This window comes from Yoonia sp. R78084 (assembly GCF_044595625.1).
GTDB lineage: Bacteria > Pseudomonadota > Alphaproteobacteria > Rhodobacterales > Rhodobacteraceae > Yoonia.
Genome location: NZ_CP138993.1, coordinates 2,137,253 through 2,152,051 on the forward strand (window position 1 = coordinate 2,137,253; position 14,799 = coordinate 2,152,051).

Annotated in this window: 14 protein-coding genes; 6 read left to right on the top strand and 8 right to left on the bottom strand. The window is 57.4% G+C overall.

Going from position 1 to position 14,799, the window contains the following annotated elements:
• Positions 1-28: 28 nt before the first annotated feature.
• The 3 genes from soxX to SJY29_RS10845 all read right to left on the bottom strand — a co-directional run bounded on the left by soxX (position 29) and on the right by SJY29_RS10845 (position 1,928).
• Positions 29-502 (bottom strand): sulfur oxidation c-type cytochrome SoxX, encoded by a 474-nt coding sequence (gene soxX / locus SJY29_RS10835; protein WP_400082783.1) that lies wholly within the window; start codon positions 500-502, stop codon positions 29-31.
• A 107-nt stretch (positions 503-609) separates the two neighbouring features.
• Positions 610-1,176: a thioredoxin family protein gene (locus SJY29_RS10840; protein ID WP_400088905.1), complete on the bottom strand. Its 567-nt coding sequence runs from the start codon at positions 1,174-1,176 to the stop codon at positions 610-612.
• 14 nt (positions 1,177-1,190) lie between these two features.
• Positions 1,191-1,928: a cytochrome c biogenesis CcdA family protein gene (locus SJY29_RS10845; RefSeq protein ID WP_110278465.1), complete on the bottom strand. Its 738-nt coding sequence runs from the start codon at positions 1,926-1,928 to the stop codon at positions 1,191-1,193.
• Between the two features lie 74 nt (positions 1,929-2,002).
• On the opposite strand from SJY29_RS10845, the gene SJY29_RS10850 reads away from it, so the two are divergent.
• The 4 genes from SJY29_RS10850 (at position 2,003) to SJY29_RS10865 (ending at position 5,698) form a co-directional block, all read left to right on the top strand.
• Entirely contained in the window at positions 2,003-2,374 is a 372-nt protein-coding gene (locus tag SJY29_RS10850) for a hypothetical protein (RefSeq protein ID WP_400082786.1), read from the top strand.
• Positions 2,375-2,489: 115 nt separating this feature from the next.
• A complete protein-coding gene (locus tag SJY29_RS10855; protein ID WP_110278464.1) occupies positions 2,490-2,825 on the top strand; it encodes a helix-turn-helix transcriptional regulator in 336 nt (111 codons plus the stop codon).
• 51 nt (positions 2,826-2,876) lie between these two features.
• Positions 2,877-3,932, top strand: coding sequence for a YeeE/YedE family protein (locus SJY29_RS10860; protein WP_400082788.1), 1,056 nt, complete (start codon positions 2,877-2,879; stop codon positions 3,930-3,932).
• Between the two features lie 257 nt (positions 3,933-4,189).
• Positions 4,190-5,698: a hypothetical protein gene (locus SJY29_RS10865; protein WP_400082790.1), complete on the top strand. Its 1,509-nt coding sequence runs from the start codon at positions 4,190-4,192 to the stop codon at positions 5,696-5,698.
• A gap of 32 nt (positions 5,699-5,730) precedes the next feature.
• Here the strand turns inward: SJY29_RS10865 and SJY29_RS10870 are convergent, their stop codons facing one another.
• The 4 genes from SJY29_RS10870 to SJY29_RS10885 all read right to left on the bottom strand — a co-directional run bounded on the left by SJY29_RS10870 (position 5,731) and on the right by SJY29_RS10885 (position 10,776).
• Positions 5,731-6,912 carry an acyl-CoA dehydrogenase family protein gene (locus SJY29_RS10870; RefSeq protein WP_400082793.1) on the bottom strand — a complete coding sequence of 394 codons (1,182 nt, stop codon included), beginning with the start codon at positions 6,910-6,912 and terminating at the stop codon, positions 5,731-5,733.
• Between the two features lie 183 nt (positions 6,913-7,095).
• Positions 7,096-8,115 (bottom strand): AraC family transcriptional regulator ligand-binding domain-containing protein, encoded by a 1,020-nt coding sequence (locus SJY29_RS10875; protein WP_400082796.1) that lies wholly within the window; start codon positions 8,113-8,115, stop codon positions 7,096-7,098.
• An 85-nt stretch (positions 8,116-8,200) separates the two neighbouring features.
• A complete protein-coding gene (locus tag SJY29_RS10880; protein ID WP_400082798.1) occupies positions 8,201-9,115 on the bottom strand; it encodes an AEC family transporter in 915 nt (304 codons plus the stop codon).
• A 131-nt stretch (positions 9,116-9,246) separates the two neighbouring features.
• Positions 9,247-10,776 carry a fused MFS/spermidine synthase gene (locus tag SJY29_RS10885; protein WP_400082801.1) on the bottom strand — a complete coding sequence of 510 codons (1,530 nt, stop codon included), beginning with the start codon at positions 10,774-10,776 and terminating at the stop codon, positions 9,247-9,249.
• Positions 10,777-10,972: 196 nt separating this feature from the next.
• Between SJY29_RS10885 and SJY29_RS10890 the strand changes: the two genes are divergently transcribed.
• Together SJY29_RS10890 and SJY29_RS10895 are read left to right on the top strand one after the other, a co-directional pair.
• The gene (locus SJY29_RS10890; protein ID WP_400082804.1) at positions 10,973-11,332 is read left to right on the top strand and encodes a hypothetical protein; all 360 of its coding nucleotides are present in this window, start codon (positions 10,973-10,975) and stop codon (positions 11,330-11,332) included.
• Between the two features lies 1 nt (position 11,333).
• The gene (locus tag SJY29_RS10895) at positions 11,334-12,290 is read left to right on the top strand and encodes a 1-phosphofructokinase family hexose kinase (RefSeq protein ID WP_400082807.1); all 957 of its coding nucleotides are present in this window, start codon (positions 11,334-11,336) and stop codon (positions 12,288-12,290) included.
• Here SJY29_RS10895 and ppsA read toward each other — a convergent pair.
• A complete protein-coding gene (ppsA, locus tag SJY29_RS10900; protein ID WP_400082810.1) occupies positions 12,287-14,680 on the bottom strand; it encodes a phosphoenolpyruvate synthase in 2,394 nt (797 codons plus the stop codon). The genes SJY29_RS10895 and ppsA overlap by 4 nt on opposite strands.
• Positions 14,681-14,799 lie beyond the last annotated feature (119 nt).

Sequence of the window (14,799 nt, forward strand, 5' to 3'; positions counted from 1 at the left end):
GGTCTCCTATAAGTCTGCCAGTTGCAGATCAGTCTTTGAGTGTTTGAAGATATGCGACCACATCTTCGATTTCCTGAGCGGTCAGCAGCGGGGACAGTTCGCCCTCTGCGGCTTTTCCGGTGAAAGCGTTGCCCGGGCGGTTGAACCCGCTTGTGCGGTAGAACGCCGGCATGATTGTCCCCTCATAGGTCATCTTCGCATTTGCGATAATGCCACGCAGCTCGGCTGCGGTACGGTATTCACCCACACCGTCAAGCGATGGACCCACTTCGCCGTGAAACGGATACTCTTCCAGAGCGGTCACCTGATGACAGGCAATGCAATTGCCCTTGCCACGTGAAACCATGATTTCAAGGCCTGCCGCCGCATCGCCCGGTTGGCCGGACAGGGACGCCTCGACTTCACCATACTCGCTGTAAACGACATCATCAGGCATCATGCCTTCAGCAAAGCCAACGGTCGCTATGGCGATCGCGACACCTGCGCTAAGAATCTGCTTCATGGTCCCTCCCTGGATCACAAATGTGTTTCGTATACCGTAGACTACAGATCGCGAGAGTCGCAACAACAAAATCATTTATTTGAATGTTTGTACTCAGGCATCTGATATTACTCGGTTATTCCCTGCTCCTGGATGATCCTTGCATGATATTTCTGGAAGGGTTCATCACCAAGATAGCCTTCTTCATTGATCCAGTTGAGCAGGTTCAACGTAGTCCAGCGCCCAAAGGCGCCGGGCATGACAGCAACAGCCGCCTGTGTCGCAATCTGCCCCTCTTCCACCTCTTGAGGGAAAAACAGCATGGTCGGCGTGAACAGCGCATTCCAGCGGCGCACCATGTCTTTTTCTGGTAAAGTGGTCCCGTCAAAATCCGTCACTTCGACATCTCCGAACATATTGATCTGGATGACGAAGAATTCCTCGTTCAGCATCGCAGAAATTTCGGGTGTTGGGAAAACCTCTTCATGCATTTTGGTGCAATAGATGCAACCTCGCTGCTCGATAATGACCAGCAGGCGTTTGCCTTCGGCATTCGCCTCGGCAAGGTCCTCGCGCAGATCCTTGAAGGTGTCATGCATCCAGTCGGCCTTGTGGAGACCGTCGTCACCCAAAGGCGTGGCGAAAGCCGGGAGAGCCAGAACAAGCGCTGCAAGAGCGAGAAAACGGCGAAACATCATGGTCACTTCCTTTATCCTAGGTTGGTAAATGCGGGCATGACTTCGATCATCCACTGGGCAATGTAATTGACCGAATTGGTTCCGATCAGCACCGCAAAGATGATCAGCATCACACCCATGACGCGTTCAACATGCGCCAGATATTTGCGGTTGCGCTGAAGCCAGCTAAGGAACGGGCGTGCAAAGAAGGCGGCCACGACAAATGGTGCAGTCATGGCAAGGCCGTAAACCAGCAAGAGCAACCCACCGCGCCAGATGTCCCCCATCCCGCTGGCCACCATCAGGATTGCTGCAAGTGCAGGGCCGACGCAGGGCGTCCAGCCAAAGCCGAAAGCCAAACCCATAACGTAGGCACCAATGATCGTTGTCGGTTCGGCCGTGCTTTCAATCTTGGCTTCGCGGTAAAGCAGCGGCACTCGGATAACGCCCAGAAAATGCAAGCCAAAGACCAACAACACCCCGGCCGCCACATAGCGCAAGGTGTCGCGCCACATGCCAAAGGCCTGCCCCACCGCTGTCGCGCCCATGCCCAAGAGCACAAAGATGGTTGTGACACCAAAAGCAAAGAACACCGCAGACACAATCAGCCTGCGCTGCACAGACGGGCTAATTGCATCGTCAGAACGCAACTCGGACATTGATGTACCGGCCATATAGCAGAGGTAGAACGGCACCATCGGCAAAACGCAGGGCGTAAAGAATGACAAAAGCCCTGCCACCGCAGCACCAAAAAAGCTTACGTCCAGCATGTGTTGTTTTCCTTGATTGCAAGCATGATTCATATTAGAATTATTGAATGTTTAAGATGAAAGCTAGTTTTATTATGCGCCTCACAGTTGCTGCTTTTGCAGTGACCCTGATGTCTGCGGCCTCTGCACGGGCAGAGTTGCAACTGATGATGGCCGAAGAACCCGGCTGTCTTTGGTGTGCGCGCTGGAACGAAGAAATCGGCCCCATATACACCAAAACAGACGAAGGTGCCGCCGCCCCGCTGCGCCGTGTCAATCTGCTTGATCCGATGCCTTCCGACATCGTGCTTGCCCGGCGGATCAATTACACCCCGACGTTCATCCTGCTTGTCGAAGGCATCGAAACAAACCGGATCGAGGGCTATCCGGGCGATGATTTTTTCTGGGGACTTTTGGGGCAGATGCTCGAGCAAGAGGGCGTATTTCTTGCAAAATCAGAAAAATAGGCGAAAAAATCGCGTTTTGCCCGCGCTCAGAGGTAGCAATTTGGCGGCAAAAGCCCAATTACAGGCGCAGACGATTTGACCAGAACAGAAAGATTCGCGTGAGGCTCCAAGGCTTATGACACTTCCGGTTTTTGATACTGACGTTGATGACGCTCGCTTGGACGAGATGATGGACAACGCGACAATCGCGACGAATTATCTCAAAGCGATCAGTCACGAAGGCCGCCTGATGATCCTGTGCCACCTCGCAACTGGTGAAAAATCAGTCACAGAACTCGAAGAACTGCTCTCGGCACGCCAGGCCGCCGTATCCCAGCAACTGGGTCGGTTGCGGCTCGAAGGGCTGGTCACGCCCCGCCGTGAAGGCAAAACAATCTACTATAGCTTGACGGATGACAAATCTCGCAGGATCATTGGTCTTGTCTACGAGTTGTTCTGCAAAACGGACTGAGGCTTAGCCACCTCCCGTTCAATTCGACTGACGAACAGGGAGGAACGGCCATTGCTCGATGCATTGGGAGAGGCGAACGTCGCAGCAGCCGTGGGGCTGTTCGGTGGCGTATTACTCGGGCTTGCAGCAAGGCTGGGCCGGTTCTGCACATTGGGCGCGATCGAAGATTATCTTTACGGCAACAATGACAAACGCCTGAGAATGTGGATTCTGGCCATCGGAACAGCCGTCGTCGGCAGTTTCGGCCTGATGGCTCTTGGTCTTTTCGACCCCGCCAAGTCTTTTTATCTATCGCAACAATGGTCGCCACTTGCCAGCATCCTTGGAGGTGGTCTGTTCGGCTACGGCATGGCGATGGCCGGAAACTGTGGCTATGGCGCGCTTGCACGGCTTGGCGGTGGTGATCTGCGGTCTTTTGTGATCGTTCTGGTGATGGGCATCAGCGCCTATGTCACACTCTCGGGCCCGCTGGCATGGATCCGTGTCGAAATCTTCCCCCCGACACCGCCTGCCGCAATCCCGAGCGGTATAGCCCATACATTAGGTGCAGCGACCGGCATATCAGTGGCCTTTATCGGCCTTGTGATCGGGGCGCTGCTGGTTGCTTTTGCGCTGCGCGCCCGCACCCTGCGGCAGGACCGGTCAGCCATCTTCTGGGGCACTGCGGTCGGCCTTGCTGTTATCAGCGCATGGGGCGGGATGCAGTATATCAACGCGCATGGTTTCGATGACCTGCCGATTGTCTCCCACACGTTCTCGGCCCCTGTCGGCGAAGCCATCCTTTACGGGATGACCGCCTCGGGTCAGTCACTCTCATTCGGGATCGGCTCTGTCGCGGGGGTCTGGATCGGCGCTTTCCTGGGCAGTCTGATCAAAGGCCATTTCCGCTGGGAAGCCTGCGAGGACCCGCGCGAGTTGCGCCGCCAGATCATCGGTGCAGGCCTGATGGGTGTGGGTGCCGTGATCGCCATCGGGTGCAGTATCGGCCAGGGTCTGACTGCGTTTTCCCTGCTGGCCTTCAGCGCGCCCGTCACGCTCACAGCGATCTTCGCGGGCGCGGCACTCGGTCTGCATCAGCTCATTGTGGGCTTTACAGCAACCGAATAGCAACAAACGACGACCAGGACACAACAAGCCATCGCGTGATCATTGATCTCTTGTGACTTTGTTTGAAATGCTGAAGATCAATCATTTGCAGACAACCGGTGACTATAGTGCTAAAAAAATCCCTCGTTCTTATGGGCATTTCAATCATCGCCTATAGTCTGTTTCCGCTGATTGGCGCGCTCAGCACGCAAATCCTGTCCCCATGGCTCTTCATTGGTCTTAGCCATATCGTTTCGTTTCTGACATTTGCGTGTTTTGTGATCGCAAGTTCCGGCGGTCAACAGCGTGTCCTGGAAGCCGTGCAGGCCTGCCGCAAAGATGCCGCGCTAGGCTGGTATCTTCTGCTTGACGGAGTTCTTAATCCGGTCAGCCATTTCCTGTTGTTTTTCTCTTTTCTGCACATCAGCAAAACAAACGCCACTGTGATTTTCGAAACGTGGCCTCTATTCGGGATGCTGGGTACGACTTTGTTGATGAGAGCGCATTTTGAAAGCCTTTCAAAACGCAGTCTCGTACTTGGCATCGTTGCTTTGCTTGGACTGGCGCTTGTCGTTTGGGCAGGACAGAGCCCTGAAGCTACCACATCAGACGGGTCGAACTTCACGCTCGGCACAGTCGCGGCGGCAGGTGCGGCAATCGCGATGGCAATGAGCGTGGCCGTACACGTCAAAGCCCGTATGATCATCGGGACTTTGCCGCAAATGCGTAAGGCTGCGCTGACAACCAATGTACTGACCAAAGCCATCACAGCGTTAATCTTCATCGGTGTTGCCCTTGTGTGGCAACCATGGCCGGAGATCGCACAAATTGATCCGCGGCTTTGGCTGTTCATACTGCTTAACGGCGCTTTTATTGTGTCGATTGGCTCAATCACCTACAGCGAGGCATTGGCCATTGGTGGGCGTTCCGACGTTATCCTGCTGTGGTATCTCACCCCGCTGCTTGCCGTAATCTGGCTTTGGCTTCTGGGGCTTGGCGACATTACAGAAACGCTTGTACTGGGTGGGCTGTTCATTATTTCGGCAAATGTTCTGCTTCATGCACGCGCTGATGACGGCCCGGCTTACGTTGCAGTTTTTCTGACATTATGCGTTGCGGGTACTGTGATTCACCTGATGCCAGCACTTCCACTACGAAACTTTTTGCCATCGACGTCATTGATCGAGCTGATCAGCTTGCCACTTGGCATTTTTGGCATCCTGACCGGTTTTGTCTTGGGCCGAAAATTTGCACGACAACAAGAACAAGAGGAGGCGATCCTTGATATTGTGCCAAGGCTGTCTTCCGATGAAATGCCATATCTGGAAAAAACGCTCCGCGCTGAACGACAAAGTGACATCGACCTGCATTTTGCCCACCTCTACCGCAGCGCCCATGAACGGACGCCTGATCTGGCGGTTGCACTGCGCCGATTGCGTGTAAAACTCGGGCGATCCGTCTCGCATGGTGAACTCATCGTACTCTGGGCTCTGAGCATCATGACGACCCTGAGCGTGGTGTTCTTTCGTCCCAACGGAATGATTGGCGATATGATTGTCCTGCTGACCGTGACATCCATGACCTATCTGGTGATGTTAATGACAGTACAATCGAGCCCCAATCTTGTTGAAGTATCACGCCGTATCGCGGACCCGATGGCAGCACCGATGCGATCCCGCATATGGGATCGTCGCATTGCCGTACTTACAATTTCGATTGTTTTTGCTGCTCAAATCATTCTTGCGTTCGAGCGAGACGGGGTTGTTGATCTCTTTTCACGGCTCTGAACGTGAAACTTTCTTGTCGCCACCCTGTCAATCTAGGCGGGTTTTTCCCTGTAACCCTGCGGCACCGGCAGATCGGGCAAGGCCGCCGCGCGTTTTTGCAGGGCGCGCCCGATGACGACGCGGCTGATCTCGGTCGTGCCATCCACGATCCGCAGCATCTGGGCAAGACGCGACAAACGGTCCAGACCATAAGGCGCGAGCAATCCCATGCCACCCAAGACCTGCGTGCAGGTATTTGCAGCCTTAAGCGCTGCATCCGGCACGAAACGCTTGGCATGGGCCGCCATCAAGGGGCCCTCGGGCGTGCCCAGCGCTTCTGCGGCTTTGCGATAGAGAAGACGCGACACTTCAAGGTCCGTCGCGACCTCTCCCAGCATCCACTGGATACCGTCAAGTTCAAGGTTCTTGCCGCCAAACATCTTGCGGTTCTTGGAATAGGACAAGGCCGTATCAAGTGCCGCTTGCATCAACCCGCAACACCCTGACGCGATAGAGACGCGCGCGATATCAATCGCCATGAGTGAGCCTTGCAACCCCTGCCCGATAGGCAGGATGATGTTATCCTCGCTCACCACAACCTTGTCCAAATACATCTCGGACATGGGCAGGAAGTTGTAGGACGGCGTGTCATACAGTGGCCCGAAACGCAGGCCTGGCGCATCCGCAGGGATGGCGATCATCGCCATATCCTTGTGGCCCGGCGCGTCGCTTGTTTTGACGACCGTGAAATAGATGTCAGCCTCTGTCGCAAGACTGACCCAGGCCTTTGCACCGCTGATTGTCCATGTCCCGTCACCATTGATGGTTGCACGGGTGTACATCTGCATGGGGTCCGACCCGGACTGGGGTTCGGTCAGTGCAAAATTCGCCAGCTTGCGCCCAGATGTCAGATCACGCGCCCAATTCTGCTTGAAGGCCTCCGTGCCATAGCCACAGCCTGCAAAGGTACAGATATTGTGCATAGAAAGCGCAAAGGCATAGGCCCCGTCACCAAGCCCGAGTTGTTCATAAACCTGAATGCCCTCGGACAGCGGCAAACCCTGCCCGCCAAAGTCTTCGGGCGCATAAAGCCCCGTCAGGCCCGCAGCCCCCGCCTTGTCCGAGGCATCGCGCGGCCATTTCCTTGCGGCGTTCCATGCATCCACATTGGGCAGGATCACCTGTTCAGCGTGGTCCTTGGCAGCTTGCAGAATAGCGGCGAGTTTCTCTGTCATGGGGGCGTCCTTCATATCAGCGCTATCTGAAAGCGCCATATCCCGCAGCTTGGCAAATCGATGCCCGCATGCGCAGCGTTGCTTCAGAATACTTTTCTATAACGGTTTTTATCGCGCCCTGTGGGCCGCCTCTATCTCATGAGATGACATGTGATTATCAAAAACTGACAAAATGCCTGCCTGTCAGACTTGCGTGCGGCGATAGGCACTCGGCGTGCTGCCTGTCCACCGCAGAAAAGCCCGATGGAAATTTGCTGCCGATGAAAAACCGACATCCTGCGCGATTGCCTGAATGCTTTTGCGGCCCGCCTGCAAATCACGGATCGCGATATCGCGGCGCAAGGCGTCCTTGATCGACTGGAAATAGGTCCCATCCGCGTCCAGCCTGCGCATCAGGGTGCGCGGCGTCATATGCATCGCGCGCGCCGCATCGCTCAGGGTGGCCTTGGCCCAGTCTGTCTGGCTCAGATAGGTGCGGACACGCAGCGATTGCGTATGTTCCCGCGAACTGGTGAAAATCCAGTCGCGCGGGGCGTTTTGAAGAAAGTGGTCCAGATCGGAAGTGGTGCGTGGTTGCACCCCGCCCAACAGATGCAGATCGAAAGCGATGGATGTGGCGGGCTGCGCAAACCGCAGCGGGGCCGGAAAGATAATGGCGTAATCCTGATCGTACTCCGGACGTGCAAAGACAAAATCCACGCGCTTGACCGGCACCTCATGCCCCGCAAGCCAGGACAAAAGGCCATGGGCAAGCTTGAGGATCAGCATATGCCCAAAGGGTTGCGGCTGCACCTGTTGTTGCGGGATCAGCCTGAGCAGCAACGTGCCATCCTTTTCGGTCAGATCCCATTGGTAATCATCCAAAAGCAGGTTCCAGAACGTCGCAAACCGGTAGAGCGCCGACGGAATGCTGGTGGCCTCACGGACCGACGTCAGCAGATGTTGCAACGCTCTGGGGCGGATCGGCCTGCTCCAGAGCCCCATCATTTCATCACCTGTCTCAACCGCGGCAAGCTGGTAAAGCCGGACAATCTGATCAAGCGTCACACGGCCATAGGGCAGCGTATCATCGGCAACCAACCCCGCACGCTGCATCAAAGACTGCATCTGCGCATCCGTACAGAGCGACCGCAAAGCCACCAGCCAATCCTGGATGAACTGGCGTGACACAGTCGAAAGGGGCGTGGGTGCTGCGGTATTCATGGTCAGACCGTATATGTCACTGAATATTCCCGCAAAGAAAGGATCACGTCATTTCATCACGCAGCCTTTGACCGGGTCTTGCGGCTCAATTGAGCGACAGCACAGCCTGCCCGATCATCAGCGTCACAGGCAAGGTCAGGAAACTCAGCAAGGTTTGCGTGGTAATCATGGCCGCCATCAAGGACGCATCACCGCGCATTTCGCGCGCCAGCGTGTAGCTGGCAACGCCGACAGGCAGGGCCGCAAAAATCAGGGCGACCTGAAAGACCAAGGGATCAGGCGCAAGCACCCAAGCCGCAAGAATGACGGCCAAGGGATTGATCAGCAACTTGCCAACCATCGACAGCCCGATGATCACGACAGACCCGCTCAATCCGCGCAGTTTCAGATTGGCCCCGACACACAGCAGCATGATCGGCAACGCAGCGTTACCCAGAATACGGGCAATCTCGTGCAGGACGGGCACCTCGTTCAAACCGGCAAAGTTGAAGAGTGCCCCTGCAACAATACTCAGGATCAGCGGGTTTTTCACCAGCCCCAGAACGATTGACCGGCCCCCGCCGCCCAGCTGCCGCGCCATGATGGTCACGACCGTGACGTTGACGACAGGCACCAAAAGCGCGGACCCCAGCACGGCGATCTGCAAACCCGGCGTGCCGAAAAGCGCCTCGGCGATGGCGAGGCCGATAAAGGTATTGAACCGCGCGCTGCCCTGCAGAAGAGAGCTGGCTTGCGGCGGTGCAAAGCTGCGCCCGAACAGCCATCCACAAAAGATCGCGGAAAAGAAGCCTGCATAAAGCAGAACCGCATAGTCACCCAAACCACCACTCAGATCAGCCGCCGAGATTTTCGTAAAGAACAGCGCAGGCATCAAAACCCAATAGACCAGACGGTCATTCAGATTCCAGAACTCGGTCGAGGGGATACCGCCACGCCGCAGGCCATAGCCCATCAGGATCAGGGCAAAAACCGGCGCAATGGCCAAAAATGTGATCAGCATGTCATGGAACCTTTATCGGGCGTACCCCTGTGTTAGGTAACCGTGTCGGGCGATGCAACACAGGCCACCGCATGTTGGCGTTTTTGGTGGAAAGTGCACTTCGGCACTAGCCGCAGTTTTTGCGCAGGCACTCAGTCCACGGCAGGGTCAAAGCCCATCAGAAAAGCAAGCGGCGCATGGTCGTCCGTCAGGATTTTCGGGTTCCGCTGCCCCAGAATATTTTCCACGAAGGCGCTATCCAGCACCTGAAAACGCCTTAAGTCCGGGGCCAGCGCATCCACGGTAGCAAAGGCGCTGTCTTGCGCACTGGCCAGCAAGATAAAAACACGGCGCTGACCCGGCTCCGGGGCGACGGCTTCGGTCCAGATCTCGACGCTTGGAAAGACACTGCCCAACGTCGCGTGGACGGCGGCAAGCGCGTTCATGCGATCCACATTGTCGATCATATTCATCGCAAAGACACCGCCCGGCGCGAGACGGCTTGCGACAAGCGCGAAAAACTCCTGTGTGACCAGATGCTCGGGTGCTGCAATATCGGTGAACGCATCACCGACAATGACGTCGAACTGTTGGGAGCTTCTGTTGAGCGCAACGCGTGCGTCACCATGCAAAATGGTGGCCGTTGACGGATCAAACCAGAAATTCTCGACCGCGATTGCTGTCACCTCGGGATCGACTTCAGCGATGGTAATATCCCCGATCCCCCGCGCGGCCCAAGCACGCGGGACAGAATAGGTGCCACCACCGATATGAAACGATGAGAAATCCGGCCGGCCCATCCGCATCCGCGGCAAAGCATCCAGCATGGCCGCATGTTCCGTGAACATAACCCGCGGCTCTGCCCTGCCACTGATACCATGCGCCAGGTGATCCACGACCATCAGGTTCACCGGATCGTCAGGGTTGTCCGACAAGGCAACAGTCCTGATACAGTAATAGCTGCTTTCACGGTCGCAGACGGCGGGCAACGTCAGCGCGCCATATCCGGTTGCAAAGGCGACGACGATCCCGCCAAGGGCCGCTGCCTGCCCGCGCGGCAAAAGATTGCCCAGCCTGAAACAGATCAGCGCCGCAACCACATAGACCACAGTGATCACACCAAGGGTCATCACCGATCCGATCCACGGGACAAACAAAAAGCCCGCAAGAAGTGTCCCCGCAATCGCACCAACCGCACCCGAAGCGAACATGGCCCCCAAGGCCTGTTCGGCCTGCGCGCGCCCGCGCATCGCGGCGACCGTCAGGATCGGCGCAGGCACACCCGCAAAAAGTGACGGAAGAAAAAATGCCAAGGCGCTCAACGCGGTGATTGCCGCCATGGGATGCGCGAATGTCGCAATCACAGGTCCTGCAAAGGCGCGCAGCAGCAGTGTTGCCCCTGCGGTGGTGCAGGCCGCGGCAAGCATGATCCACCCCGCCATGCGCAACGCCTGCGCAGTGTCACGCGCGGCAATCCGGCCACCCCACCAATGGCCAACAGAAAACCCCGCCAGTACAACGGCAATGATGGCTGTCCACGTATAAAGACTCATCCCTACGTAAGGTGCGATCATGCGCCCTGCGACTATCTCGACCACGAGACTGGACGCAGAAATTCCGGCTTGCAGAAAGATGAGAAGCCAAAGCGATAGCAGCTTTGGGGGGTCTTGGGTCTTGCTCAATGTGACAGGGTCCTTTGGTTACCAAACCATTGCTGGCCGATGCATATCGCGCAAGAGCAAATCACTGGCGACGACCTGCCTTTTCGCTGCCCTTTGTCATCCAGATCGGCTGTGCACAATTGACCAAGATCAAATGCGGTCGTCGCAAGCGTTGGTAGAGATAGTCAACACGCCGACCCACCGAGGAGGACACGCGATGAAAGACCCTGAACTGGACATCCTGATCGAGGAACTCGAAACCACGCGCGACATGAGTATCGCCGAGTTTGACGGGGTTCTTCATGCCTTGGCTTACCTGCTGCCACAGGCCACCCTGCCCAGCGCCGAAAACCTGAGCAAGACCGATGCAGCGATGCTGATTGCGGATGAGGCCTATCCGAACTGGTCCATTCATATCCGTGGGCGCACCAATGACCGTGACGGCCACTGGCACTGCACCCTGCGCGAAAATGACAGCCGCGACAGCGATGCTGCTATCGGTATCGGGCGATCACCGGTTCTTGCGCAGGCCGTTCTGGCCGCTGTAATGAGGTTGGCCATGGCGCAAAAAGCCTAGCATGCGCCCACAGGCCGACATTCTCACAATCACACTCAACCCCGCGGTGGATGTGGCAACGCATGTGCCAGCGGTCATAGCAGGGCCCAAGCTGCGTTGTGCGGCACCGCGCTACGATCCGGGTGGCGGGGGTGTCAATGTGGCCCGCGCCGTGCAGAAACTGGGTGGAGCGGCCCAGGCGCTTGTCGCCGTCGGTGGACCGATGGGGCAGCGGCTTGTCAGTCTTTTGGCCGCCGAAAGGGTCCCTGCCCTGCCTATCGTGGTCAGCGGCGAAACGCGGCAGAGCTTTGCAGTCACTGACGACGCAACAGGCGCGCAGTATCGCTTTGGCGTTCCGGGAGAGCAGTTGACCGCACAAGATGCTGACCGCCTGCTGACCGAAATCACAGCCCACACCACCCAAGACAGCTATGTTGTGATCAGCGGCAGTGTCGCGCCCGGTCTGCCTGAAGATATGCAAAGCCGGATCATTGCGATCGCTGCGGAAAAAAACGCCCGCGTTGTGGTCGATACCTCGAGCTGGGCACTGGACAGGCTTATTGGCGCCCCCACAACGCCCGTCTATCTGCTGCGCGTCGACCAATCAGAAGCAGCCGAGGCAGCCAACCATCCCATGGATACGGTTGCCGACAGCGTGGCCTTTGCCACCGATCTGGTTGCGCGGGGTGTGGCCAACATGATTGTCACAGGGCGTGGCGCCGAAGGCTCGGTTCTCGTGTCCCGTGACCAGCGCTTCTTTTGTCATGCGCCCAAGGTCACCGTGCGCAGTAAAATCGGCGCGGGCGATGCGTTTGTGGGGGCGATGACATTGACGCTCGCGCGCGGCGGCACCGCAGACGCAGCGCTGAGATGGGGCGTTGCGGCTGCCAGCGCCACAGTCAGCACCGAGGCCACAGCGCTTTGCGACCTGCCCCATGCGCAGGCCTGCTATGACCAATGCCGGATTGAGGCGCTTTAACCTTTCTCGGCCTCGGCCACATTGCGCAGCACCTGCACAAAACTGTCAGGAGTGACAGAAATACTGTCGATCCCGAACCCGACCAGACGCTGGGCATAAGCCGGATCATTGCTGGGCGCCTGTCCGCAGAACCCCACTTTCCTGCCTGCTTTATGCGCCGCGCGGATCACGGTTTCGATCATCCATAGCACTGCCGGATCATCTTCTCGGAACAGGTTTGCCAGCGCGTCTGAATCGCGGTCAATCCCCAGCGTCAGTTGGGTCAGGTCGTTCGACCCGATAGAAAAACCATCAAAGCGTTCGGCAAATTCCGCCGCACGCACCACATTGGCGGGAATTTCGCACATCACGTAAACCTGCAAGCCGTCCTTGCCCCGCTCCAGACCGTTTTCCTGCATCACAGCCAGCACGTTGTCGGCCTCTTGCGGGGTCCGGCAGAAGGGGATCATGACGATCACATTGTCAAAGCCCATCTGCCCGCGCAGTCGCGCAATCGCCTGACATTCCAGCGCAAAACCGCTCCGGTAATGGTCCGAGTAATAGCGTGACGCGCCACGGAACCCGATCATCGGGTTCTCTTCATGCGGTTCGAAGTCACGCCCACCTAGAAGGTCGGCGTATTCGTTGGTCTTGAAATCGCTCATCCGCACGATCACTGGCTTGGGATAGCAAAACGCCGCGATCCGTGACAATCCGCGTGAGAGCTGGTCAACGAAATACGCAGGCTTGCTGTCGTATCCTTTGGTCAGCGCATCAATCCTCTCGCGGGCCTGCGCATCCTTGACCGCATCGAACTCTAGCAGGGCCATCGGATGCACCTTGACCGCGCTGTTGATGACAAATTCCATCCGCGCCAGCCCCACCCCATCGACAGGCAACCGCCACCACCGCAAGGCCGCCGCGGGGTTGGCAAGGTTCAGCATGATCTTGGTCTTGACGTCAGGCAGCGCGCCCAGCGTTTCCTCGGTCACCGTAATCTTGGACAAACCTGCTGTGACAACACCCTCCTCGCCCCCCGCACAGGACACGGTCACATCCTGCCCGTCGTGCAACAGATGCGTGGCATCGCCACAGCCCACGACCGCCGGCAGCCCGAGTTCACGGCTGACAATCGCCGCATGCGAGGTGCGCCCGCCATGGTCCGTCACGATCGCAGCGGCGCGTTTCATGATGGGCACCCAGTCGGGATCCGTGGTGGAGGTGACCAACACAGAGCCCTCCACGAAATTCGCGATATCAGCGGCACTTTCGATCATGCACACGCGGCCGTTCACGGCGGCATTCCCGACACTCAGCCCGGTGACGAGCGTTTCACCCGCATCCGCCACCGTATAGGCTTTCAGTGACCCGACATCCGCCCGTGACTGCACCGTCTCGGGCCGCGCCTGCACGATATAAAGCGTGCCGGTCTTGCCATCGCGCGCCCACTCCATATCCATCGGGCAACCATAGTGCTCTTCAATGATCTTCGCCTGCCGCGCGAGGGTCAGAATCTCAGGATCACTCAGCACGAACCGGCCGCGTTCCGCCTTTGAGGTGGGCACATTGCGGGGGGTGCCATCGCGGTCATGGATCATCTTGATCTCTTTGGCCCCAAGGGTCTTTTCCAGAATGGGCACTTTGGTTTCATCGTCCAGAAACGGCTTGTACACCTCGTACTCATCGGGATCGACAGCCCCTTGCACGACGTTCTCGCCAAGACCCCAGGCGGCATTGATCAGCACGGCGTCGGGAAAGCCTGATTCCGTATCAATCGAAAACATCACGCCGGATCCGCCGGTGTCCGCGCGCACCATCTGTTGCACGCCCACAGACAGTGCCACCTGCGTGTGCGAAAAGCCCTGTATCTGGCGATAGGAAATCGCACGATCTGTAAAGAGGGACGCATAGCATTTACGACACGCCTCAAGCAGAGCCGCAGCGCCGGTCACATTCAGGAAGGTTTCCTGCTGGCCTGCGAAACTCGCATCCGGCAGGTCCTCGGCCGTGGCGCTGGAACGCACAGCAACGGGGACATCCGGTTCGCCCGCAGTGTCGGACAGCGCGCGATAGGCATCCACGATCTGCGCGGCGGTTTCTTCTGGCCACGCGCCATGCAGTATCATGTCGCGAACCTGTTGACCTGTCTTTTGCAAGGTCGCCTTGCCGCTGGCCAGCGCGTCCAGCGCCACCGCGATCCGCGAATCCAGATCATTGGCCGTCAAATAGGCCCGAAACGCATCCGCCGTCGTCGCAAACCCTGGTGGCACAAGGATACCTTTCGCACCGAGGGTCTGGATCATCTCACCCAAAGACGCGTTCTTGCCACCGACAATATCCACATCGCCGCGCCGCAGTTGCGCGAAATTCACAACAAGGGGTTTTCCTTCGGCCATCACGTCGTCCTCCATATGCTTTGGAAAGACTGTGACGCGGCAAAACCCTCAGGCTATGACATAGGTCAATTCAGGCGGCACCTATTGCAGGAACGATTGTAAGCGAATGCGCTGGGTGCCGCGCCAAAGAACGC

Excerpts from the sequence above, each read along its gene's own strand:
- SJY29_RS10890 (WP_400082804.1), top strand. The coding sequence starts at position 10,973 with ATGAAAGACCCTGAACTGGACATCCTGATCGAGGAACTCGAAACCACG.
- ppsA (WP_400082810.1), bottom strand. The coding sequence starts at position 14,680 with ATGGAGGACGACGTGATGGCCGAAGGAAAACCCCTTGTTGTGAATTTC.
- SJY29_RS10850 (WP_400082786.1), top strand. The coding sequence starts at position 2,003 with ATGCGCCTCACAGTTGCTGCTTTTGCAGTGACCCTGATGTCTGCGGCC.
- SJY29_RS10870 (WP_400082793.1), bottom strand. The coding sequence starts at position 6,912 with ATGACAGAGAAACTCGCCGCTATTCTGCAAGCTGCCAAGGACCACGCT.
- soxX (WP_400082783.1), bottom strand. The coding sequence starts at position 502 with ATGAAGCAGATTCTTAGCGCAGGTGTCGCGATCGCCATAGCGACCGTT.
- SJY29_RS10880 (WP_400082798.1), bottom strand. The coding sequence starts at position 9,115 with ATGCTGATCACATTTTTGGCCATTGCGCCGGTTTTTGCCCTGATCCTG.
- SJY29_RS10875 (WP_400082796.1), bottom strand. The coding sequence starts at position 8,115 with ATGAATACCGCAGCACCCACGCCCCTTTCGACTGTGTCACGCCAGTTC.
- SJY29_RS10840 (WP_400088905.1), bottom strand. The coding sequence starts at position 1,176 with ATGTTTCGCCGTTTTCTCGCTCTTGCAGCGCTTGTTCTGGCTCTCCCG.
- SJY29_RS10845 (WP_110278465.1), bottom strand. The coding sequence starts at position 1,928 with ATGCTGGACGTAAGCTTTTTTGGTGCTGCGGTGGCAGGGCTTTTGTCA.
- SJY29_RS10855 (WP_110278464.1), top strand. The coding sequence starts at position 2,490 with ATGACACTTCCGGTTTTTGATACTGACGTTGATGACGCTCGCTTGGAC.
- SJY29_RS10895 (WP_400082807.1), top strand. The coding sequence starts at position 11,334 with ATGCGCCCACAGGCCGACATTCTCACAATCACACTCAACCCCGCGGTG.